Genomic DNA, 21,688 nt, shown 5'->3' on the forward strand with positions numbered 1-21,688 from the left:
ATCACTCGGCCGCGCCGCGCTCTATGACGTACACCCGCTCGCCATGCATGAAGGCACCACTGGCCTCTGTGGGGACTTCCTCGCCGGTGATGACATCATAGGCTCGTTCGCCCTCCGCCAGTTGCACGGAGTAGTCGGAGAAGGGCCAGTAGACCTTGCGCAGTCCATCGGCGGAGGTCCAGCATACGCCGGTGCAGGTCCACGGGTCCTGCTCCGAGCGCAGCAGCGTGCGCTGCACCATGTCGGCTCGCACGCGGCGGAAGGCCTGATTCGCGTAGGCAACGCGAGTGAGCTGCTCGGGGTGATCGGCGAGGGCCGTTCCGACGTACTCGGGCTCCGCGTCGTGCAGGGCCACGATGGGCGTCGAGCCGTTTGCCAGCAGGCGGTAGTACCAGTTGGTCTCTGTGGGCCGCAGGTGGTAGTAGAAGCCTGCGGTCTTGTAGCAGGTGTAGCCTCCCTCGGCCAGTTGCCCTTCCGTCGGACTGTCGATGGCGACGGGTGATTCGCCCTCCACGTAGACACTCTCGAAGCCCACGGTGTCGAGGAGTTCCTTGACGCGGCGGAAGGCCGGGATGAGGTTGAAGCCCGGCTGACTGGGTGCTGCGCAGTTCACGACCGAGGCCACCGGCGCGAAGGAGTCCAGCCAGACACTGGCAACGCCCAAGTCGTGCAGCCGCTGGAAGGCTTCCTGAGACCGCAGGTAGTAGTCGGTGTTGAGGTCCAGCCAGGCGAGACTGCCGGCGCCGCAGGTGTAGTAGCTGCCGTCGGTGCGACGGGCAAACCACTCCGGGTTTGTGTCCCAGTAGGGCGAGGCCGTGGATAGCTGCCCGGTCGGCACCCACAGACAGAGCTTGAGGTCACGGGCATCGGCGGCGTCGCAGAGCTTGCGTATCGCCTGCTCGCCGCCACCATAGGGCGAGAAGTCGAAGCCCAGCAGGGCCAGGTCGGGCCTGGCGGACTTGCGCTGTGCCCCGGCATTGTCCCACACGCAGCCCTGCCACAAGCGCTCGAAGCCAAGCTCGGCAACCTCATCGAGCATGGCAATCACGTTGTCATAGTTGGTTGCGGCGCACTGCGATAGGAAACCATCGGCCGGTCGGACGCAGAGACGTCGGGTCGACTCTGCAGGGATACCAAAATGATCGCGGACCTTGCGGACGAAGAACTCGTAGCAGCGCGTGTACTCATCCTCGAACTGCAGCCCGGCCAGGTTGTCCTGCTTGCACAGAAGCACGTAGCGCCAGGGCGTGCGCACTGTGGTGCCGGGGACTACGTTCACCTCATCCGTGAGCTGCAGGGGCGCATTGCCCGCACGTTTGCTCAGTGAGGTGAAGATCAGCGGCGCCGCCTCATCGAAGTCATAGGCGACGACCAGGCTCCCGGCCTTGCCGCCCTGGAAGTAGAAGCAGGGCGTGCGGAGGAATTCCGGGGAACGTCGCAGGCTCAGCGGCTCTGCACTCGTCTGCTGGTGGGGTGGAACCAGGTACAGCCGGTCTGACCGGCCGCCCAACTCCCAATGCGTGCGGTCGATGAGACGCGTGACGACCTCACGGTCGCTGCGGAGGATGTACTGGTAGGCGAAGCCCACATACCACTTGCCGCCAAGGGCAAGCTCCTCGGGCCGGATCACCAGCCGGAGGTCACCGCTGGTCTGTCCGCCCTGGCCCTCAAGATGACAGACAACGGCACAACGGGCGCCCTGATCGACGCTGTCCAGCACGACCCGTGTCGCCGTGAAGCCGGTCTCTGTCTCGATCGTGGGCAACATCGGTGGCCGTGCAAGGCACACGGGCACGCCGCCGATACTGACTGCGCCGAGGCCCAGGAAGCCGCCTCGGGTGTCGCGGACCAGTTCGATGCTTGTCTCGTTGGGCAAGAGCAGCCTGTCCTGCGCCCAGCAGCCGGCGGCGAGCAGGACGAGAAGGCTCGCCACGAGACCCGGTCTGATCAAGGCCCATCACCTCCTTCATCTGGGGGTGAGACGGATCGGCTCAAGAGCTGCCACGCACTCAGACAGGTAACACCGCTCTCGCGCACACAGATGCGATGTGCCCAGTGTAGGTTGGCCGTCACAGGGCCCGCTTCCTCCTTGGAAGGGAGGAGTCGACGCTTGGATTGCGAAGATAGCAGCGCTCCGGCGTCAGGGCGCTCTGCCGCCTGGCGTGCAGTCACGCATCCAACTCGAAGCCGAACTCGCTCACAAGCTGGAGGACAGCCAGTGAACATCCTGATGACGCGTCCGAATCTGTGCGACCTGCCGCCCGTCATTATACCCGAAGGATACAAGCTTGTTACAGCCTGCGAGATAGAGAATCTTCCGGCTGTCTGGTCGCGGGCAATCAACGAGGCCTTTGGCGATCAGAACTGGACGGAAGAGTACGTCCTGCAAGAGTTCATCACCCGGGAGCAGTTCGACCCCGCAGGCGCGTTCTTTATCTTGTACGAGGGTCAGCCGGTTGCGATGGCCTTCAAGTGGCGCGATACACCTGAGGAGAGGGTCACGGGACGCGTCCACTATGTAGCGACCGTTGGAGACCATCGGGGCAAGGGTCTCGGAAGAGCAGTGGTGGTGACCGTTCTGCACTCCATGCGCGAGCATGGCCTGAGCCGGGCTGTTCTGACGACGCAGCCGTACCGCCTCCCCGCCATTCGCCTGTACATGTCCCTGGGCTTCGAGCCGACGCCGCGGAACGAAGAGGAGCAGGCGGCCTGGCAGGAAGTGGGCGAGAAACTGCAAGCGAGGTAGGCGGTGTCTCCGGGCGCAGCCGGTGTCGCCCGAGGAGGGGAATCGAATGACGCAGTCCCTCAGGAGGCGGACTCCGGGAGGAACGCTGAAGATCCCGCGGATGGTGATCGGCCTCCTGGGTGCGCTTGTGATATGTGCGCCGGGCAGGGCGGCGCTCCCGGACAAAGTGGACTATCTGGTTGTCGCCGCGGACGACCTGTACGACGGCTGTGCGGCCTTGCTGGAGTACCGGAGTGGGCAGGGCTACGCGACGGCTGCCGTGAAGGCCTCGGAAGCCTGCGGAGGTAACCCGTTGGCTGCCGGTGCTGCGACGAGGCTTGCCGGCTTCGTGAAGGAAGCTCACGAGCGCTGCGGGGTGCGATACCTGCTACTGGTCGGCGACGCACGAGGCAAGCCGGGTGCGATGGTGCCGATGGTGGTCGCTCCCTCGGGCTACTACAGTCGGCAGATACTCAGCGACCCCGACGTGGCCTCCGACTTCCCCTATGCGACACTCGGGACCGACGCCCCGCAACTGCATGTGGGGCGCTTTGCGGTTGACACCCCGGCAGAGCTGGCGACAGCTATGGACAAGACCATCGCCTACGAGACGCAGGAGCCGGGCGGGTCCTGGCAGCGCAGGATCGGCTTTGTGACCGGTGTACTCGGGTACAGCCCGATTGTCGATGCGCTCGCGGAGAGTGTGTTCGCGCGCATCGTCACGGAGGACATCGCTCCGCTCTACGACCTGGAAGTCGCGCAGTCCCTCGCGGGGTCGGTGTACTGCCCCTTCCCGCCGGACTTCTCCGCCAACTCGCTGAGGATGATGAAGACGGGGGCGCTGGCCATGGTCTATGTGGGGCATGGCCAGTGGGACAGCTTCGATGAGTTCACCTGGCGGGGGACGCGCTACCCTGTTCTGGGCGCTGCGGACATCGACCGGATCTCGTGTTCAGAGGGCCTGCCCCTGGCGGTCGTGCTGGCGTGCTCGACGGGCAGGATCGACGATGATCGGGGTGAGTGCCTGGCGGAGAGGATGTTCAAGCTCGCAAGGGGTCCCGTGGCGTATCTTGGAGCCTCGCGGATCTCCCAGCCCTACGGCATTGCGCTGTTCGGGAAGCACCTGGTCGGGACGCTTCTGGGAGAGGAACAGCAGACTCTGGGAGAGGCGATCGACGAGGCCAAGCAAGCGGTGGAAGGTGACGTCCAGAGTGGGTTCCGGCAGCAGCTCGACATGCTGTCGGCGATGGTCTACGGCCCACAGAGCCTCCCGGGCATCCGTCGCGACACGGTGCTCCAGTACAATCTTCTGGGCGACCCGGCGCTGCGGCTACGACGACCGGTGCCGCTGAGGGTGTCGGCAGTGTACCTGGGCGATGGGCAGATCGAGGTAAGGGGAGAGAGCCCGATTCGGCAGGGACAGGTCCTGGTGTCGCTGGAGTGCGGACGAGCGGAGTTCCCGCGGGAGCTCCCTGTCGTTGATGAGGCTTCGCGTGACCTGCGCAGCGAGATGAACCGGCGGTACCAGCAGGCGCAGGACAAGGCCTTCCAGCGCGTCGAGGCGACCGCTGAGGACGGGCGATTCCACGTGGTGCTGCCCGCTGCCGGCAGCGAGACCAGTCAGTGGCTGATCGTAAAGGCAGCAATCAGCGACGGCAAGCAGTGCGCTGCCGGAGCCTGCATCCTGCGGCGAGGCGTCGCCAACTAGGCTAGTGCCCGAGCGACTGCCTGCGCACGTCGCAGTCTTCCACGATCCGGACCAGCAGGTCGATGGCCGTTGCCGTGGCCACGTGCATGCATCGCCAGAGCATGGCGAAAAGCCCAAGAGAGAAGCCCACGACATAAGCGGAGAGCGCAAGCTCGTAGCGCTTGTCCGCGGCGTGAATGTACATCGCGTAGACGCCCAGGCCGATGAAGGCGATGCTGGCAACGCCGCAGAGGGCCACCAGACCCGATCCCCAGTTCATCAGTTGTTTCTTTACGTAGATCGCTTGTGTGACGGAATCGATGGGAGGCTCTTGTGGCATAGCCATGGCTGGCGGCTCCAATCTCCGACACGCGCTCGAGAGGGTGCATTGGTCACTACGACAGACGCGATGTAAAATATAGACAAAACGTATCATTGAGTCAAGCGTAGCTCAGGATTGCCGAAAGATACCTTCTGCCCCGTGGGTCAGTAGGATGCTGGCGGGGGAGACTTGCCCGGCAAGGTCCGCCGCCTTGCGGGTGACTTCGGTAACATGTTACAATCGGCCAAGTTGCAGGTGGTGGAGGCCCTGACAGCTCGGGCTGTGGGATGAGGAGGTCGGGGACGACGCCCCGTCAGGACGGTCCGGGGTTGCTGGTGCGCGGTTCGGACGGCCGCCACAAGGGCGCGGGGCTCACCTGGAGGACATGACGTATGGAAAGGCGCAGACGCAGACAATCAGGCCCGTTGCGGCAATCGCTGGCGTTCTGGGGCGTAGTGTTATTCGTCTGCGTGGTCGCCGGCCTGGTGAGCTTCAAGTTTGGCCGCGACTGGCTGGGAAAACGACTGGCTGACGTTGAGATGACGCCGGGCGCGCCGAGGATCGTGGCCCAGAGCAATTCGCAGTCGGAGGCGGCGGTCCGGGCGGATGCTGAGGCGAAGGCCCCCGAGAAGGCCGAAGTCGCCCTGGAAGATCGCGAGCCAACCGCGGCCGAGAAGCGTGACCGCGAGGAGCAGCGGGCCCTGGGCGAGCCCCAGGACGGTGCCCAGGCGAACCAACGGGCTGCGGAGGGGGCTGCCGGCAGCGACACCGGTGTCTCCTCGGAGGACACGGAGGGCCGGTTCCTCGTGACGGCAGGTGCCTATCCCGACGAGGCGAACGCAAGCAAGATCGTGGCAACACTGGCGGCGCGAGGACATACGCCGGAGATCGAGAGGATCACCCGCGGGGGACGGGAGTTCTACCGGGTGAACGTCGCGGTCATGCGGGGACGCTCGAACGCTGAGGGACTGCGCGATGAGCTGACCTCCGTGGGCATTCCCGCGCAGGTCACCCGCGCCCGGTAGTCCGATCTCTGCCAAGCACCGCGCCAGGAGTGTGAGTACTGGGCTCACCAACCGCATGTTGCCCTGCATCGAGCGAGTCATCCTGATCGTGCTGGACGGAGTGGGGGCGGGCGAGCTACCGGACGCCGACGCCTACGGCGATGCCGGGAGCAACACTTTGGCGCATGTGTGTGTGACCTGCGGGCCGCAGTTGCCGAATCTGGGCGACCTCGGGCTGGGCAATCTGCTGCCGCTCGCGGGCGTGCCGCCGACAGCGGCTCCCCGGGCATCCTACGGCAGACTGGCGGAAGGGTCCGCGGGGAAGGACTCCACGGTCGGACACTGGGAACTGATGGGTGTCGTGTCACCCAGGCCCTATCCGGTGTATCCGGAGGGCTTCCCGCAGGACATGATGGACCTGTTCGAGGCCCGGACAGGGCGGGGAGTGCTCGGGAACCGACCGGCCTCCGGCACAGAGATCATCAAGGAACTCGACGCCGAGCACCGCAGGACCGGGAAGTGGATCGTCTACACCTCGGCGGACAGCGTGTTCCAGGTGGCGGCGCACGAGGAGGTCGCGCCGACCTCCGAGTTGTACCGGGCGTGCGAAGTGGCGACGGAGCTGTTCATGGCGACCGGGCGCGTGCTGCGGGTCATCGCACGTCCCTACGCCGGTTCGGAGGGCAAGCTGCATCGCACCGCCGGCCGTCGTGACTACAACATGGCTGCGCCGGACACCACGGTCCTGGACCTCCTGATGGCCGCAAACAGACCGGTGACGACGGTGGGGAAGGTGGACCGGCTGTTTGCCGGTCGCGGCGTGACGGTGACGGTGCACACGAGTAACAACACGGATACCTTGTCGGCCCTGGCTGACCAGGTCGAGCTTGGCGGAAGCGGCCTGGTGTTCGCGAACCTCATTGACTTCGACATGCTTTACGGGCACCGGAACGATGTGGCCGGCTTCGCGAAGGGGCTGGAGGAGTTCGATGCGGCACTTCCAGGGCTCCTTCGAGGATTGCACCGGGGCGACGTGCTGATGATCACGGCGGATCACGGCTGCGATCCGACGACGCCGAGCACGGATCACTCGCGGGAGTACGTGCCGCTTCTGGTGTGTGGGCCCCACCTTCGCGCCGGAGTGGACCTGGGGATCCGCGACAGCTTCGCCGATGTTGGGGCCACGATCTGTCACGCCCTGGGCGTGCAGCGTCCGCACCGAGGAGTGAGCTTCTGGTGCGACGTGGCCGACTGTGACCAGACAGGAGACGAACGAGTTGCCCGTCAACGAGTGGATTGGTTGCGCCGTCGGGATATTGCTGGTTAGCGCCCTGCTTAGCCTGATGCTCTGGGTTTCCGGGCACGAGCGTCACATCCCGCACCAGCGGCTCAAGCGGATGGTCGCGATGGTGTGGGTGTCGGTGGTGGCCTGCATCGGAGGGCTGCTGCTGGTTCGTCATGAGCTCGGTGGCGGCGTCTTCGACTACACCTCCCAGGGCGTCTCGCCCTTCTCGATGCGACGGCTTCACGGTGCTGAATGGGGCTGGGCCGCCGGCGGCGCGGTGTGGGTCCTCGCGTGGATGGTAGTGGCTCTGAACCTGGCCCGGCGGATCACCGGACCGGGCGGGCGCAAGATAGACCAGGCACCGGATGAAGAGGACTGAGCCTGGTTGAGGCCGGCGTGCGTTGAGCGGGGTGCCGGCCGGACTGCTGAGGAGTGAGACAAGCTTGCCGTTACCTGATCTGTATGCCAGCCTGATGGGGCTCTTCCATCGACGCAAGGGCGGACAGCCAACGCTGACCCGCGAGCAATCCATGGCAGCGCGACCGGTTCGTAACCCGGGCCTGGAGTGGAGCCTCAATGAGGACGATGAGGCTGTCGTCACGATTCCACGCCGGAAGGACACTCAGGGGCGGTTCCTGGCCTGGATGTTCTTCATCCCCGAGGCACGGCCGCTGTCGCTGGATGCCGTGGGAACCTTTGTGTGGGAGCACTGTGACGGCGAGAAGTCCGTCTCCGACCTCATTGACCTGATGGCCAAGGAGTATAACGTCGCCCGCAAGGAGGTCGAGGTCTCGCTCATCGAGTACCTCAAGCGCCTCGGACAGCGCGGGATGGTCGGGTTCCTGGTGCCCAGGGAGATCGCGCGCGAGTTGGGCCAGGAGGGCAAAGAGCTCGTCGGCTTGGAGGACGTGGGGGAGAGCGCCTCTGACCTCAAGGCGGCACAGGAGGCCGCGGAGCAGAAGCGCAAGGAAGCGCAGTCGGCCGCGGGGAAGGCCCACGACGAGGACGAGCCTGCGGGGGACGAGGCTCAGCCCAAGGACGATGAGGAGCAGGCGTGACAGAAGCGGTTCACCTGAGCCTACATAGCGGCTCCTGCGTCCGCTGCGGCACCACCGAAGACCTCATTGCCGTCAGCGAGTTCGGCAAGGCCTTGTGCCCCCGTTGTTACCCCGGGTTCCTTCGGCACCGCATCGAGGCGACGATCCGGCGATTCCGCATGGTCCCGCACGGCGGCCATGTGGTGCTGGCCGTGTCTGGTGGCGCCGACAGCGGGACGCTGCTGGACGCCCTGGGCTACCTGCGCCGGCGCCTGAACTTCACGCTGACGGCACTGCACCTGGACATGGGGATGGGCGAGTACTCCGCCGGTTGCGTCGAGGTCGTGCGGGAGCAGGCCCGGAAGGCCTGTGTGTCGCTGCAGGTCAACTCGGTACGGGAGTTCGGCGTCACGGTGACCACGGTGCGCGACTGGCCGATCTGCGCGGTGTGTGGGGCTGTGCGGCGTGCGCTTCTGCCGAGGATTGCGCGAAGCCTGCGGGCGGAGGTCCTGTGTACCGGCCACACCCTCGACGACCAGCTCCAGTACATGCTCAAGAACGTGATCTCCGGCCACCCGACCTGCCCGCCGCCCGTACACAAGCCGACGCTGGGGTATCCGGCGAAGGCGAAACCGCTGATCCAGATCCCCGATGCCGCGACCAAGATCTATGCGCAACTGCTCGGGATCCCTCTGATGGAGGAACCGTGCCCCCTGTTTGTCCCGGAGACGCACCGCTTCAAGGAAGTCTTCAACCTGCTTGAGAAGGAGGCTCCGATGAGCAAGCTGCAGTACTGGCAGGTGCTGCGGAAGGTCATGGAGCCCCGTGGCGGCGACGACGGTGAGGAGCATCCCTGCCCCGTATGCGGCGAGCTTACCTGGATGCCGAAGTGCCCGCTGTGCCGTCTGAAGGAAGAGCAGGCCAGGTCAGACCCTCGCGAAACGCCTCGGTCCTAGCGCCAACACCCCTACTCGATGCTGCGCCCAACTGCCTGCGCGATCGGCCGCAGGTCGTTCATGAGCTTCGCGAAGGACGGGCAGTCGAGAGACTGTGGGCCGTCGCAGAGCGCACAGACCGGGTCTGGATGGACCTCGATCAGCAGGCCATCAGCGCCTGCAGCGACGGCTGCCCTGGCCATGGCCGGAACGTACCGCGCAACGCCTGTCGCGTGGCTGGGATCGACGATCACCGGCAGGTGCGAGATCTCCTTCGTGACGGGAATGGCCGAGACGTCGAGCGTATGTCGCGTGTAGGTGCGGTCGATGGGATGCGTACCGCGCTCGCACAGGAGCACTTGGGTTGACCCCCGGCTCAGGCAGTACTCGGCGGCGAGAAGCCACTCGTCGATGGCGGCACTCGGGCCGCGCTTGAGCAAGATTGGGCAGCGGGTCTCCCCGGCCGCGATCAGCAGCGGGAAGTTCTGCATGTTCCGCGCGCCAATCTGCAGGATGTCGGTGTACTCGACGACGAGGTCCACCTCACTAGGGTCGACGACTTCGGTAACGGTGATGAGCCCGAGGTCATCGGCGACCCTCCGCAGCATCTGGAGACCCTCGGCCCCGAGCCCCTGGAAGGAGTAGGGACTGGTGCGAGGCTTGAAGGCTCCGCCACGCAGGACCTTGGCCCCGGCCTGCTTCACACACTCGGCTGCTTTCCGAAGCTGTGCCTCGCTCTCGATGGCGCAGGGGCCGGCCATGACGACGACCTCGCTGCCCCCAAAAGTGACGGGGCCGACCGTGAAGACGGTGTCCTTGGGATAGAACTCGCGAGAGGCGAGTTTGTACGGTCGACTGATGTGCGTAACGTGGTCGACGGCGGGCATCGTCTCCAGCGCAGCGGCCAGTGCATCGCGGATCTCCACCGGGATCGCGCTGCGGATTCCGATGGCGGTGCGTTCTCCGCCGGGGAGCTCCACAGGTGTGAGACCTGCGTCTCGGATGCGCTGGGCGACAGCCTTCACTTCGTCGAGCGTTGCTTCCGCTCGCATGGCGATCATCATAGTCGGTCACGTCGCTTTCAGTTGCAGACATCGGGGAGGGTCGGGACCCTCCCGGGCGTAGGCAGGAAGACAGGAAAGGAAGTTGCGAGTGAGAAGCCGGCCTTGAGCGTGGCTTCTGCGCGCGATTCGGCCCGCAGGGAGGTAGCCGGGCTTCGCGGTCGAATTATAGCACATCACCGCGCGCCGGGCGGACCGGCGCCACTTCGCTGAAAGAGGAAGTATCCATGGGGAAGATACCGATTGCCCTGCAGTTGTACTCCATTCGCAAAGACGCCGAGGCCGATCTGCCCGGCGTGCTGAAGGCCGTCGCCCAGATGGGCTACGACGGCGTCGAATTCGCCGGCTACTATGGCTGGTCGGCAGCCGACCTCAAAAAGATGGTAGCGGACAACGGGCTCAAGGTCGCGGGCGCCCACGTGGGTCTCGATACGCTCCTTGGTGACCAGCTCAAGGACAGCATCGACTTCCACCGGGCCATTGGCAACCAGTTCCTGATTGTCCCCGGACTCGGTGAGCAGTACCGCAACAGCGCGGCGGCGTGGAAGAACACCGCCGGCATCTTCAACGACATCTCGGCCAAGCTGCGCCCCGAGGGCATGTGGACCGGCTATCACAACCACCACATCGAGTTCACGCCAATGGACGGGGAGCTCCCCTGGGATGTGTTCTTCGGCAACACCGTCAAGGACGTCGTCATGCAGCTCGACTCGGGCAATGCGCTGCACGGCGGCGCCGACATTGTGCCCTTCCTGGAGCGCTACCCGGGGCGGGCGCTCAGCGTCCACCTGAAGGAGTACTCCGCCACCAACGACAAGGCGCTCATCGGCGAAGGCGACGTTCGCTGGGACGAGGTCTTCGAGGTCTGCGAGAGGGCAGGCGGGACCCAGTGGTACGTGGTCGAGCAGGAGAGCTACGCGTACCCACCAATGGAGTGCGTCGAGCGCTGCCTCAAGACCCTTCGCGAGTGGGGCAAGTAGAGGCCTGACGAGAGAGATGTGCTACGTAGGGGCGCCTTCCGGGGCGCTCCTACGCTGTTTCCACGTCAGCCCCCAGAGAGCGAAGGGCCCTGACGAAACCGGGGAAGGAGGTGTCGACGGCCTCGGCCCCGGTGATGAGCGTTTCGCCCTCGGCGACCAGTCCGGCAACGGCGAAGCTCATGGCGATCCGGTGGTCCTGGGCGGCGTCGAGAGTCGCCCCGTGCAGCGGCGTTGGGCCGGTGATGACCAGACCGTCGGTGAGCTCGCGGACCTGCGCTCCCATGGCTCGCAGGCCGTCGGCCATCAGCGCCAGACGGTCGCTCTCCTTGACGCGCAACTCGGCGGCATCACGGATCTCGGTCGCGCCCTGGGCCTGAGTAGCGAGGACGGCCAGAATCGGCACCTCGTCGATAAGGCACGGGATCTGCGCGCCGCCGACGGTGGTTGCCTGGAGTTGCCCTGGTTGCACGTGCAGGTCCCCGACGGTTTCTCCCGCGTGATCCCTCTGATTCGTGACCGTCACCGCGGCGCCCATCTGGAGGAGTGCCTCGAGCAAGCCGGTCCGCGTCGGATTCAGAAGAACGCCTCGCAGCGTGAGGCTGCTCTCCGGGCAGAGCAGTCCGGCGGCCAGGGCAAAGGCTGCCGAGGAGAAGTCGGCCGGAACCGCTACCTGCCGGCCGTGAAGCGTGCTGCCGCCGGTCACCCAGGATACACTGCCCGCTGAGCCTGAGGGCGGGTGCGACTTCGGCGTGCAGTCGGCGCCGAAGGCCCGCAACATCCGCTCTGTGTGGTCTCGCGAGAGCGCGGGCTCGACGACGCTCGTGGTGCCGTCGGCGTAGAGCCCGGCCAGTAGGACGGCTGACTTCACCTGCGCGCTGGCGACGGGTGAGTGGTAGGTAATGGGCCGCGGAGTGCCCCCGTGGACCGTGACCGGTGGCGTGCAGCGCTCGCCCTGTCCGGAAACGCACACGCCCATTTCGCCCAGCGGCTGTGCAAGGCGGTCCATGGGTCGACGGCTCAGGGAGGCATCGCCAATCAGCGTAGCCGAGAAGGGCTGGCCGGCAAGGATGCCCATCAGGAGCCGCATGCCGGTGCCGGAGTTCCCCAGGTCGAGCGCCCCGGGCGGCTGCTGCAGACCACGTAGGCCGACACCGTGGACCACCATGTCGGCTTCACCGAGCCCCTCGACAGCGACCCCCATGCTCACGAGTGCCCGAGCGGTGTTGAGCGTATCCTCCGCGACGAGGTAGCCGCTGATGGGCGTGTCGCCCTCTGCGATCGCGCCGAGAAGCGCGGCCCGATGGGAGATCGACTTGTCTCCCGGCACTGCGATTTCGCCGCATAGTCCGTGGCTGGGGCGCACCCTTAGCATCGTCATGCTTCATCCAACCCCTTGCGGAAGGTCTGGGCCTCCCTCAGGAGGCTCTCCAAGGCTGCTCCGTCTTCCGCCTCCATGGCCACGAGATAGCGGTTGACCTCCGCCGAGAAGAGCTGGAGCGCGGCCTTCACGTTGTCGCGGTTATCCAGGAGGATATCACGCCAGACCTCGGAGGGACCCTTGGCAATCCGAGTAGCGTCGCGCAGGCCGGTGCCGGTGAAGGGCAGCACGTCGCCGGTGCGCGAGGCGAGATCAGCAAGGGCTGTGCACAGGGCCGCTGCGACGAGATGGGGCAAGTGGCTCGTCGCTGCTACCAGGCGGTCGTGCTGCTCGGCATCGGCGAGCACAACATGTGCACCAAGAGCCTGTATGAAGTCGCGTAGGCGTGCGAGGTCCTGGTAGTGGGTCGTCGGTGTAGGGGTGAGGATATAGGGCTTGTCCTCGAAGAGGTCGTCGCGCGCTGCCGCTGGACCTGCCTGATCGGAGCCGGCCATGGGATGACCGGCCACAAAGGCGCAGCGACCCTCGAGGTGCTGCGCCGCAAGGTCAACGACATGCGCCTTGGTGCTGCCGGCGTCCGTCACCAGGGCGCCCGGTTGGACGACCGGAGCAATAGCTTCCATGACCGACCCCATAGCGCCGACGGGGCAGGCCAGGTAGATGAGGTCGGCAGAGGCTGCAGCGGCAGCGGCGTCGGCGGTGACCTCGTCGGCGACCCCACACTCGAGGGCCACCTGCCGCGTCGCCTCAGATCGCGCCACGCCGATGACGTGCTTCACGAGGTGACGACTTCGTGCAGCCAAAGCGAAGGAGCCGCCGATCAGCCCCACGCCGATCACGGTCAGACGGTCGAAGCCCATGTTGGCCGCCCTCCGGGTCAGATCTCGCGACCGACGGACACGGCCACTCGACGCAGGTCCTCCATGAGGCGGGCGAACCGTTTGGGTGTGAGGGACTGCGGACCGTCGGAGAGAGCCTGGTCGGGATGTGGATGGACCTCGATCATCAGGCCGTCGGCACCGGCAGCCAGGGACGCGAGGGCCATCTGCGGCACGAGCTTGTGACTGCCCGTGGCGTGGCTGGGATCGGCGATGACCGGCAGGTGCGTCTCGAGCTTCACCCAGGCCAGGGCGCCGAGATCGAGAGTGTAACGGGTCTCCGTCTCAAAGGTGCGGATGCCCCGCTCGCAGAGGATGATGTTGAGGTTGCCGCTGGCGGCGATGTACTCGGCTGCACGCAGCCATTCCTGCGCGGTGGCGGCGAAACCACGTTTGAGCACGACGGGTGTCGTCCCGCGTCCGACCTCCTTGAGGAGGTCGAAGTTGGCCATGTTGCGGGTGCCGATCTGAAGGGCGTCGGCCTTCGCGGCCACAAGCTCGACCTGGCGGACGTCCATGACCTCGGTGACGATGGGCAGTCCGACCTCGCGGCCGGCTTCGACGAGGTAGTCGAGACCGACCTCGCCGAGGCCCTGGAAATCGTAGGGGGAAGTACGCGGTTTGAAGGCGCCACCGCGGAGGACTCCCGCACCGGCAGCCTTCACCGCACGCGCCGCTTCCAGGGTCTGCTCAAGGGACTCGATTGAGCAGGGGCCGGCTATGATCCCGAAGTGTTTGCCCCCGAAGGGAACCCCGCCGATGCTCACCGGTACAGGCTCGCGAGCAAGCTCACGACTGACCAGCTTGTAGGGCCGCAGGATGGGGACGACGCGCTCCACCATCGGCAGGCCCACTAACTGCTCGGCAACGGCTTCCTTCTCGCCCTCCGGGGCCCCTATGGCACCGATGAGGGTTCGTTCTACGCCGCGGGAGATGTGATGGCCGTAGCCGCGCTGCTCCAGGCGGCGTACGATCTCCATGATCTGATCTTCGGTGGCTCCGGGCGCCATGACGATGATCATCGATGATTGCCTCCATGAGCGTGGTCCCACTCCGGGACCGCGCCACGCTCTCCCACGCGGCGAATAGCTGATTAGAGCGCGGGTTTGCCGCGCTGTTGTCTGAGGGCTGCGTGGCCCAGGTCAGAGGACCCAGGGACCGCACAGCCGAAGCTGCTGCTGAGCTACTGCTTGAGAACCGCTTCGAGAGCCTTGATGAAGGTCTCGTTCTGCGGCTGAGTGCCGATGCTGACGCGAACGGACGTCGCGAACTTCGGGCCGAAGATGTCGCCGGTGCGCACGGTTACGCCGCGCCGCATGAGTTGGTCGAAGCACTCGCGGGAGTCCATCCCCGTGTCGACAAGGATGAAGTTCGCCTCGGTGGGCGTGTACTTGAGACCAAGGCGCTCGAACTGCGAGTACAGGTAACGCTTGCCGTCGGAGTTGACCTTCACGCTGCGCTCAACGTGCTCGCGGTCAGACAGCGCTGCGACCGCTGCGATCTGGGCGAGGGTGCTGACGTTGAAGGGCTCGCAGGTGAGTCCGATGGCCTTGGCGACCTCGGGGGTGGCGATCCCGTAGCCAACGCGCAGACCCGCCAGACCGTAGGCCTTGGAGAAGGTGCGCAAAGTCACCGTGAGCCTGCCCTCGCGCGCATAGCGGAGGCTGTCGGCATACTCCGGCTCCTCGACGAACTCGGCGTAGGCCTCGTCGAAGGCGACGATGCAGTGATCGGGCACGGCCTCCAGGAACCGATCGACCGCGTCCTGCTTGAGGATGGTGCCGGTCGGGTTGCACGGGTTCGCGAGGATGATGAGCTTGGTCTTGTCCGTGATGGCCGCGGCCATGGCGTCAAGGTCGTGGTCCATGCCCTTGGAGGGAAGGGTCACGTGCTTGCAGTCCATCAGGGTCGCCGTCATCGGATAGAGCGCGAAGGGCGGCAGCGAATAGATGACCTCTTCGCCGGGGTTCAGGAAGGACAGGCCCATCATGTGGATGACCTCATCCGAGCCGCGGCCGATGACGATTCCCGCCGGGTCGACCTGGTAGAACTCGCCAAGGGCGTTGCGCAACTCGGTCCACACGGGGTCGGGGTACACACTGACCTCTGAGAGAGCGCCGGCCATGGCCTCGACGGCCTTCGGTGAGGGACCGAGCGGGTTCTCGTTCGAGGCGAGCTTGGTGACCTCGGTCAGGCCGAGCTCCTCCATGACTTCCTGGGAGGACTTCCCGGGGGAGTACGGGACGATTGTCTTGACATTTGGGCGAACCAGCGGCCAGATATCAGGCAAGGAACTCACACTCCAAGGCAGCAATACTGTACACCCTTATTTGTAGCACAAACGAGGGCCGGTGACAAATGGCGTGCCCGACGAGGGCGGCCTTTCCGTACGACCAAGCCGAAGGCGCATACGACCATGACCCGCCGGGCTAGGGTGCCTGGCGGGCTGGACAGTGCAGACAGTGGTTGGCGAAGGGCAGGTGGGGGGCGAGAGCTAGCGGCGTCCCTGGGCACGCTTGCGCTGATCGCTTGCCATGTGGCAGGCCTTGTACTTCTTGCCGCTGCCGCAGTAGCAGGGATCGTTGCGGCTAACGTCCTTGTGGCCGTCGTCCTCTTTGGGCGGGAAGATCTTGTTGAGAATGTCGATAAACCCCATGTCGTCTCCTGTGGTTGTGGGCGCGGTGACCACCAGCACAAACGGGAAGAAGATACACAACCACCGGCCCCGCTGTCAACCTTTCTTCTGGGCCGCGGTCAGAGACGGCGGCCGCAGTGGACGCAGAAACCGACGCGAGGCGGGTTCGGGGTCTCGCAATGTGGGCACGGTATGAGATCGCCGGCGGGTTCGTCGGCCCTGGGTATGGTAGCCCAGCGTCCGTCCTGCGCAGCGAAGTCAGAGGGCTGCTCCTCTGGTCCGGGAGGTGTCTCCGGCGGGGCAGGCGGTTCCTTGGTCGGCGACGTCAGCAGCTCCACCTCGACGTCCTCCTCGCGACGACGTGCGATCCGTGTGAGGTCCTCCGTCAGACCGGGCAGGTCTGGTTGAAGCTGCTCGGCGCGTCGGTAGAGGTCTAGAGCCTCCGTCAGGAGGCCGAGTTGCTCATCCGCGCGTCCGAGGGCCTGCAGAGCTGAGGCATCCTTCGGGTCCAGTGCCAACGCAGCGCTGGCATAGGCCAGCGCGGACTCCCACTGGCCGAGGGTGACCGATAGCTGTGCCGCTGCCGTGTGGGCGAAGAGGTTCCCTGGATCGTGGCGCAGGCACTCCTGGTACGTCTGAAGCGCCTCGCGGTGCTTGCCGAGCGCCGTCAGCGACAGGCCCTCGTAGACGAGCAGTTCGGGGTTGTCGGGCCAGCGGCGCAGGGCCTCCTCGACGATCTCGAAGGCACGCCCCGGATTACCCTCCTCCAGGTGCGAACGTGCAGCGATGAGGTGGGGACGTAGGTCCGGAAGGCGAGTGGATACCCGCTCCGGGGCGGCTGGCGTGGTCCCGGAGGTGGCGAGATTCTCGGCGATCACCGCCGTCACCAGGGCTCGCGCTGCCTCTGAGAGGTTGCTGCGTGGCGCCAGTTCGACGACCGGGCGGTTGCCGCGCATCGCGACCGTCAGGTGATTCAGCGGTGCGGGCCCGAGTGCCTCCTGCAGCCTCTCGTCACCGTCGAGGGAGCGCAGCAAGTCGTAGAGGCGTGCTGCGGCCATCGGGTGCTGGTCATCGGTGGGTGGCTGGCTCATGGTCTGGCGCACTCCGTACGCGGAAGGCCTGCGACCGGTGAGCTGACCGGTCAGAGGTCCTCCGCGACGGTGATGCCGATGACCTCCTGGGCCGAGGTGATGCCCTGATGGACCTTCACGATGCCGTCGTGCCGCAGGCTCTTCATGCCACTTCGCAAGGCGATCTGACGAAGCACCGAGGCGTCCTGCCCGGCGGCGATGGCAACGCGCAGGTCGTGGTTCATGACCATGAGTTCGTAGAGTGCGATGCGTCCGCTGTAGCCGGTGTTGCGGCAGCGCGAACAGCCGCGACCCTTGTGGAACTGGATGCGCTTGGCCTGCTCCGGGGTCATGCTGAGGCGCTCCAGCTCAAGCGGCGTCGGTGTACAGGTCTCGCGGCAGTGCGGGCAGATGCGCCGGACGAGTCGCTGACCGAGTACGCCGATGAGTGAGGAGGCGAGAATGTAGGGCGCGACGCCGGTGTCGATGAGACGGGTGGCGGCACTAGGGGCGTCGTTAGTGTGAAGCGTCGAGAGAACCAGGTGTCCCGTGAGGGCAGCCCGAAAGGCCATCTCCGCCGTCTCGAGGTCGCGGATCTCGCCGACCAGAATCACGTCGGGGTCTTGGCGCAGAATGTGGCGCAGGGCCCGGGAGAAGGTGAGGTCAATGCGCGGATGGACCTGGGTCTGGTTGAGCCCCTCCACCTCGTATTCGATGGGGTCCTCGACGGTGGTGATGTTGCGGGTCTCATCGTTGATGGCGTGCAGTGAGGCATACAGGGTGGTACTCTTTCCGCTGCCGGTCGGGCCGGTGACGAGGAGCATGCCCTGGGGACTGCGTATCAGACGCTCGTAGTCGCGCAAGGTCTCGGGGGAGAACCCGAGCTGCGACAGCGACACAAGGGTGTTGCTGCGGTCGAGGAGGCGCAGGACTACCTTCTCACCCCAGAAAGTGGGCAAGGTCGAGACACGCAGGTCAATGGCGCGTCCATCGACGGCGGTGGCGAAGCGACCGTCCTGCGGGATACGAGTCTCGGAGATGTCACACTCGGCCAGGATCTTGATCCGCGAGACGACGAATCGCAGCATGTCGGAAGGAAGGGTTGTGTGCGTGACCAACCGCCCGTCGATGCGGTAGCGGATCTGCACGTGGTCGCCCCGGGGCTCGATGTGGACGTCGGAGGCCTTGAGACGGATGGCATCGCGCAGGATCGCGCGGACGATCTCGACCACATGGCCCTGGTCGAGCATATCCAGGAGCCCTCGGTCCACGCCGACACCGAGGTCCTCAAGGCCGCTGACGTTGCTGTCGAGGTCCTTGGTCGGTGCGGTAGGGCTGGCCTGCGACTGCGCATGGGCGACGTAGAATCGGTCGATGGCGTTCATCAGTTCGGTCTCATCGACCTCGATGGTCTCAACGCGGCGACGCGTGCGGGCGCGGATGGTGTCGATGGCGAAGACGTCGTTCTGGTCGGCCATCGCGACGAGGATGCGGTCCTCGCTGATCTGGAGGGGAAGCACGCGGTACTCCTCCGCGAGGACCTTGGGGACATCGCGCAGGGCCTCCGGGTCAACCTGATAGGAGGAGAGAGACGCCCGGTGCGGTCGCAAGGTCCGTGGCGCTGCACGGCCTCCGCCCTTCTCCTGGGGCTCCATCGGCACGACAGCCTCCTCGAGCGGGGAAGCCGGTTCCGCCGGTGGCGGCGTGGGCTGCAGCGTCTCCGCTGCGGCAGCGAGGTCATTCGTGGTGATGTAGCCCTGCTGGATGAGGGCCATGACCAGGTTGCCCTTCCGCTCGCCGTTGCGCTCCTGCACGGAGGCAACCTGAGAAGCAGTCAGTTTGCCCTGAGCGAGAAGGGTATTGATGATCTGCTCGTCGCGGCTCTCGGCCATGTCACGGCTCCTTCACCTGCGGTGGTCAGTGACTCGGCGTGGCTAGCTACGGAGGGCCGGCGGGACTGCGCCGCCCGTAGCGACTGGCTCCAGGTTCGGCTCCGTCCACTCGATGCGACCCAGCAGCAGGTCGCCGATATATTCGGTCTGCACCCACTCCCCGACGGTCACCCAGCTCTCCCAGGGCGTCACGTTCTCGACCATGAAGTTGCCCAGGCGAGCACGGTTCTCCGGGATCACGATCTGCTCGGTCTCACGGATCAGGCTCAGGCGGTCCGTGTCGACCTGCGCCATGAAGAGCGGCGCACGGCAGCGCATGACCCCGTGGTTGAGTTCCGACTTTCGCGTGTAGATCAGGTAGAGCTCGTCGTGGCGCTTGAGCCAGTGCTGCTGCGTCTGGTCGGTTTCGATCTCTTCGCCATCGTCCCAGCACCAGGGCTGCTGCAGGTCCCAGTTCAGGCCGTCGCGACTGGAGGAGTGCCACATTCGGAAGTTCTCGGCCCGCAGCGTCATCAGGTAGCGGTCCTGATAGTGGACGATGGAGGGCTCGGCGAAACCGCGACCGGCTGTCTCGACCAGGTCATTGCCCGCCTTGATGGCGCGCATCTGGGTGCCGTCGAACTCGCAGAGGATGGTGCCGGCGCGGGTCTTCTCCTCGGGCGCCCCCTTCCAGCGGGCTGCGACGAGAACGGTGCCGTCGGGCTGGTAGAGGTGCTGGGAGCATCCGCCGACACTGAAGTAGGCCATGCGTGGTTCGTCAGGCGGCACGAGTGCCTGCCACGGCGCCCAGGTGTCGGACTTGAGGTCCTTGACGGCATAGGCAGTGTAGCGCGGGTAGTTGCTGTGGTCCAGGAACTCGCGCTTGAGGCTCACGTCGTCGGCCTTGTTGATGTAGCGGGCGGTGTGGCCGATGCCGAGAACGGTGTCCGTCTGCGGGTGGTACTTCGGCGCGAAGTCGATGATGCCCTCGTACAGGTGCTCCTCGAGACGATGGCGGCCGAGGCTGCTGAGGTGCATCACGGGCTCGGTCCAGGTCGCGCCGAGATCATGGGTCTCGATCTCGAACAGGGGCGAGAAGGCGTCGTTGCCCGAGACGAGGTGGGCGGTGACCAGGACCGTGGGAGGTTGCCCTTCGACCTTCGGCGGGATGACGGCGGCCTTGGGATGGAACCAGTCCAGGTTGTGGTTCCGGCCCTCGAGCACGATCTGCTGAGTGATCTGTCGAACCTTCATGCGTAGACTCCCCGGTGTTGGTCTGCAGGGCCTGGGGCCCGTTGCGAGGAAGAGAGGGTAGACCAGAGATCGCAGGAGGGTAACATGGCAGACGCCGCGTATGAGGCAATCGTGCAGAGGCTCCGAGAGGCGGGCGTGGAGCACCGGACCTTCGAGCACGAGGCGGTACGAACCAGTGAGGAAGCAGCCGCCGTCCGTGGCACTCCGCTGGAGCAGGGAGCGAAGGCGCTGGTGCTGGAGTGTGGCGAAGGGCTGGTCCTCGCGGTCCTCTCGGCAGCGGGCAAGGTGGACTTCAAGGCCCTGAAGGGAGCCTTCGACACTCGGCGGGTCCAGATGGCGCCGGCGGACAAGGTGCGGGAGGTGACGGGCTGTGAGCCCGGCGGCGTGCCGCCCTTCGGCGATCTTTTCGGCCTGCCCACGGTGGTCGATCCTTCGCTGTTGGAGAACGAGTGGATAGACTTCAACGCCGGTGAGAGGACGCGCTCGGTCGAGATGCGGGCTGTGGACTACGTGCGGCTCTCGGGTGCGCAGGTGCTGAACTTCTGCAAGCGTTAGCCGCCTCCACTCTCACCAGGGTTGGGTAGGCAGGCGTGCCTCTGTCGGCACGCCTGCTGCGATTCCTGGGGCTGGCGGCTACTGGCCCGGCTCTACGATGATCTTGATCGGCTTGCCGCAGTAGGGGCAGACGATCAGACCGGGCTGAGCTGTCGGGGCCGGTGCTGCTGCCGGCGCCGTCGGTGCGGCTGCTGGAGCGGCCGCTGGAGCAGGAGTTGCTGCGGGCGTCGTCGCCGGGGCTTCGGTGGTGGCTGCAGGCTTCGGTGCGGTCGTAGCGGCCACCGGTTCTGGCGCCTTCACCTTCACGAGGTCGGCCAGCGTGAAGCCGGTCGCCTTGGCTCCCGGGAGGACGATCTCGACCTTGGTCGGCGCGGTCGCGTCCTGCCAGGCCCAGAGCGGGATCACGTCGGTCTGGATCGCGGCGTAGTCTTCGTTGGAGCCGTCGGCCTCGTTGATGGAGAGCCACAGATCGCGCACCGGCTTGGTTACGTCATCGCCCTCGAAGGCCTCGACCTTGAGCATATAGATGCCGGTGGCATCGGTCTTCGTCTTGGCCCAACCCTCGCCGAGGACCTTCTCACCGCGGCCGGCCTGCACAGGGATGTCTGCCATCCCGCGACCGGTCTGCTTGTCGGTGACGATCCCCATGACGGTTGCCCAGCGGGGCATGACCTTGATAGCGACTTCAGTCTCGGGGTCCACAGCTCCCTGCGCCTCGAGGTAGCCGCTGGTGGCAGTGGTCTTGATGATAAGCTGGGCGCCCTTGGTGTAGTTGAACTCGAGCTTGAACTTGCCGATTCGGTCAGTGATCGTCCGGGCGAGGACCTCGCGGCCGGACGCGAGAACGACGGGATGGACCGGCACGTTCAGGCCGCTGCGGACGTCTGTGACGGTGCCGAGAATGGTACCGTGCTCGGCCGCAGCAACTCCGGCAAAGACCGCGAGGGCGAAGAGGATGGCGCATACACGGCGCATGGCAGGTAGACCTCCTAAGTGTTCAAAGGCGACAGG

At 65.8% G+C, this 21,688-nt stretch carries 21 protein-coding genes; 9 read left to right on the forward strand and 12 right to left on the reverse strand.

Going from position 1 to position 21,688, the window contains the following annotated elements; all coding sequences use genetic code 11:
- Position 1: 1 nt before the first annotated feature.
- On the reverse strand, positions 2-1,951 hold the full coding sequence (locus ABFE16_07275; protein MEN6345094.1) for a hypothetical protein: 1,950 nt from the start codon (positions 1,949-1,951) through the stop codon (positions 2-4).
- Between the two features lie 267 nt (positions 1,952-2,218).
- Here ABFE16_07275 and ABFE16_07280 point away from each other — a divergent pair, with 267 nt between their 5' ends.
- Together ABFE16_07280 and ABFE16_07285 are read left to right on the forward strand one after the other, a co-directional pair.
- Positions 2,219-2,746, forward strand: a complete 528-nt coding sequence (locus ABFE16_07280; protein MEN6345095.1) for a GNAT family N-acetyltransferase — start codon at positions 2,219-2,221, stop codon at positions 2,744-2,746.
- A 46-nt stretch (positions 2,747-2,792) separates the two neighbouring features.
- Positions 2,793-4,433, forward strand: a complete 1,641-nt coding sequence (locus tag ABFE16_07285; protein MEN6345096.1) for a C25 family cysteine peptidase — start codon at positions 2,793-2,795, stop codon at positions 4,431-4,433.
- 1 nt (position 4,434) lies between these two features.
- Here the strand turns inward: ABFE16_07285 and ABFE16_07290 are convergent, their stop codons facing one another.
- Entirely contained in the window at positions 4,435-4,758 is a 324-nt protein-coding gene (locus ABFE16_07290; GenBank protein ID MEN6345097.1) for a hypothetical protein, read from the reverse strand.
- Positions 4,759-5,126: 368 nt separating this feature from the next.
- Here ABFE16_07290 and ABFE16_07295 point away from each other — a divergent pair, with 368 nt between their 5' ends.
- From ABFE16_07295 to ABFE16_07315, 5 genes are all read left to right on the forward strand, one after another.
- Complete coding sequence (locus ABFE16_07295; protein ID MEN6345098.1) at positions 5,127-5,759, forward strand: SPOR domain-containing protein; 633 nt, start codon at positions 5,127-5,129, stop codon at positions 5,757-5,759.
- 31 nt (positions 5,760-5,790) lie between these two features.
- Positions 5,791-7,065, forward strand: a complete 1,275-nt coding sequence (locus ABFE16_07300; protein ID MEN6345099.1) for a phosphopentomutase — start codon at positions 5,791-5,793, stop codon at positions 7,063-7,065.
- Positions 7,016-7,402: a hypothetical protein gene (locus ABFE16_07305; GenBank protein ID MEN6345100.1), complete on the forward strand. Its 387-nt coding sequence runs from the start codon at positions 7,016-7,018 to the stop codon at positions 7,400-7,402. Before ABFE16_07300 ends, ABFE16_07305 begins: the two co-directional genes overlap by 50 nt.
- Before the next feature lie 64 nt (positions 7,403-7,466).
- Positions 7,467-8,081: a PqqD family protein gene (locus tag ABFE16_07310; GenBank protein ID MEN6345101.1), complete on the forward strand. Its 615-nt coding sequence runs from the start codon at positions 7,467-7,469 to the stop codon at positions 8,079-8,081.
- A complete protein-coding gene (locus tag ABFE16_07315) occupies positions 8,078-9,016 on the forward strand; it encodes an ATP-binding protein (GenBank protein ID MEN6345102.1) in 939 nt (312 codons plus the stop codon). The genes ABFE16_07310 and ABFE16_07315 overlap by 4 nt, the downstream gene beginning before the upstream one ends.
- Before the next feature lie 11 nt (positions 9,017-9,027).
- Here ABFE16_07315 and aroF (ABFE16_07320) read toward each other — a convergent pair whose 3' ends face one another.
- On the reverse strand, positions 9,028-10,059 hold the full coding sequence (aroF, locus tag ABFE16_07320; GenBank protein ID MEN6345103.1) for a 3-deoxy-7-phosphoheptulonate synthase: 1,032 nt from the start codon (positions 10,057-10,059) through the stop codon (positions 9,028-9,030).
- A 224-nt stretch (positions 10,060-10,283) separates the two neighbouring features.
- Between aroF (ABFE16_07320) and ABFE16_07325 the strand changes: the two genes are divergently transcribed.
- Positions 10,284-11,036, forward strand: coding sequence for a sugar phosphate isomerase/epimerase (locus ABFE16_07325; GenBank protein ID MEN6345104.1), 753 nt, complete (start codon positions 10,284-10,286; stop codon positions 11,034-11,036).
- Between the two features lie 49 nt (positions 11,037-11,085).
- Here the strand turns inward: ABFE16_07325 and aroA are convergent, their stop codons facing one another.
- The 8 genes from aroA to ABFE16_07365 all read right to left on the reverse strand — a co-directional run bounded on the left by aroA (position 11,086) and on the right by ABFE16_07365 (position 20,122).
- Positions 11,086-12,414 carry a 3-phosphoshikimate 1-carboxyvinyltransferase gene (gene aroA, locus ABFE16_07330; GenBank protein MEN6345105.1) on the reverse strand — a complete coding sequence of 443 codons (1,329 nt, stop codon included), beginning with the start codon at positions 12,412-12,414 and terminating at the stop codon, positions 11,086-11,088.
- Complete coding sequence (locus ABFE16_07335) at positions 12,411-13,274, reverse strand: prephenate dehydrogenase (GenBank protein ID MEN6345106.1); 864 nt, start codon at positions 13,272-13,274, stop codon at positions 12,411-12,413. Before ABFE16_07335 ends, aroA begins: the two co-directional genes overlap by 4 nt.
- 17 nt (positions 13,275-13,291) lie before the next feature.
- Positions 13,292-14,314: a 3-deoxy-7-phosphoheptulonate synthase gene (gene aroF, locus ABFE16_07340; GenBank protein MEN6345107.1), complete on the reverse strand. Its 1,023-nt coding sequence runs from the start codon at positions 14,312-14,314 to the stop codon at positions 13,292-13,294.
- 161 nt (positions 14,315-14,475) lie between these two features.
- On the reverse strand, positions 14,476-15,582 hold the full coding sequence (gene hisC / locus ABFE16_07345; protein ID MEN6345108.1) for a histidinol-phosphate transaminase: 1,107 nt from the start codon (positions 15,580-15,582) through the stop codon (positions 14,476-14,478).
- Between the two features lie 204 nt (positions 15,583-15,786).
- Entirely contained in the window at positions 15,787-15,948 is a 162-nt protein-coding gene (locus tag ABFE16_07350) for an SEC-C metal-binding domain-containing protein (protein ID MEN6345109.1), read from the reverse strand.
- A gap of 98 nt (positions 15,949-16,046) precedes the next feature.
- Positions 16,047-17,018, reverse strand: coding sequence for a tetratricopeptide repeat protein (locus ABFE16_07355; protein ID MEN6345110.1), 972 nt, complete (start codon positions 17,016-17,018; stop codon positions 16,047-16,049).
- Between the two features lie 50 nt (positions 17,019-17,068).
- Positions 17,069-18,889, reverse strand: a complete 1,821-nt coding sequence (locus ABFE16_07360) for a GspE/PulE family protein (protein MEN6345111.1) — start codon at positions 18,887-18,889, stop codon at positions 17,069-17,071.
- A 42-nt stretch (positions 18,890-18,931) separates the two neighbouring features.
- Positions 18,932-20,122, reverse strand: a complete 1,191-nt coding sequence (locus ABFE16_07365; GenBank protein MEN6345112.1) for a hypothetical protein — start codon at positions 20,120-20,122, stop codon at positions 18,932-18,934.
- Positions 20,123-20,206: 84 nt separating this feature from the next.
- Between ABFE16_07365 and ABFE16_07370 the strand changes: the two genes are divergently transcribed.
- Positions 20,207-20,677 (forward strand): YbaK/EbsC family protein, encoded by a 471-nt coding sequence (locus ABFE16_07370; GenBank protein ID MEN6345113.1) that lies wholly within the window; start codon positions 20,207-20,209, stop codon positions 20,675-20,677.
- 78 nt (positions 20,678-20,755) lie between these two features.
- Here ABFE16_07370 and ABFE16_07375 read toward each other — a convergent pair whose 3' ends face one another.
- On the reverse strand, positions 20,756-21,652 hold the full coding sequence (locus ABFE16_07375) for a hypothetical protein (GenBank protein MEN6345114.1): 897 nt from the start codon (positions 21,650-21,652) through the stop codon (positions 20,756-20,758).
- Positions 21,653-21,688: the final 36 nt, after the last annotated feature.

It is taken from the genome of Armatimonadia bacterium (assembly GCA_039679385.1).
GTDB lineage: Bacteria > Armatimonadota > Zipacnadia > Zipacnadales > JABUFB01 > JAJFTQ01.

Bases quoted from the DNA above. Each gene is read 5' to 3' on its own strand.
- ABFE16_07285 (MEN6345096.1), top strand. From the start codon at position 2,793: ATGACGCAGTCCCTCAGGAGGCGGACTCCGGGAGGAACGCTGAAGATC.
- ABFE16_07290 (MEN6345097.1), bottom strand. From the start codon at position 4,758: ATGGCTATGCCACAAGAGCCTCCCATCGATTCCGTCACACAAGCGATC.
- ABFE16_07295 (MEN6345098.1), top strand. From the start codon at position 5,127: ATGGAAAGGCGCAGACGCAGACAATCAGGCCCGTTGCGGCAATCGCTG.
- aroF (MEN6345103.1), bottom strand. From the start codon at position 10,059: ATGATGATCGCCATGCGAGCGGAAGCAACGCTCGACGAAGTGAAGGCT.
- ABFE16_07325 (MEN6345104.1), top strand. From the start codon at position 10,284: ATGGGGAAGATACCGATTGCCCTGCAGTTGTACTCCATTCGCAAAGAC.
- aroA (MEN6345105.1), bottom strand. From the start codon at position 12,414: ATGACGATGCTAAGGGTGCGCCCCAGCCACGGACTATGCGGCGAAATC.
- ABFE16_07335 (MEN6345106.1), bottom strand. From the start codon at position 13,274: ATGGGCTTCGACCGTCTGACCGTGATCGGCGTGGGGCTGATCGGCGGC.
- aroF (MEN6345107.1), bottom strand. From the start codon at position 14,314: ATGATCATCGTCATGGCGCCCGGAGCCACCGAAGATCAGATCATGGAG.
- ABFE16_07350 (MEN6345109.1), bottom strand. From the start codon at position 15,948: ATGGGGTTTATCGACATTCTCAACAAGATCTTCCCGCCCAAAGAGGAC.
- ABFE16_07355 (MEN6345110.1), bottom strand. From the start codon at position 17,018: ATGAGCCAGCCACCCACCGATGACCAGCACCCGATGGCCGCAGCACGC.
- ABFE16_07360 (MEN6345111.1), bottom strand. From the start codon at position 18,889: ATGGCCGAGAGCCGCGACGAGCAGATCATCAATACCCTTCTCGCTCAG.
- ABFE16_07365 (MEN6345112.1), bottom strand. From the start codon at position 20,122: ATGAAGGTTCGACAGATCACTCAGCAGATCGTGCTCGAGGGCCGGAAC.
- ABFE16_07370 (MEN6345113.1), top strand. From the start codon at position 20,207: ATGGCAGACGCCGCGTATGAGGCAATCGTGCAGAGGCTCCGAGAGGCG.
- ABFE16_07375 (MEN6345114.1), bottom strand. From the start codon at position 21,652: ATGCGCCGTGTATGCGCCATCCTCTTCGCCCTCGCGGTCTTTGCCGGA.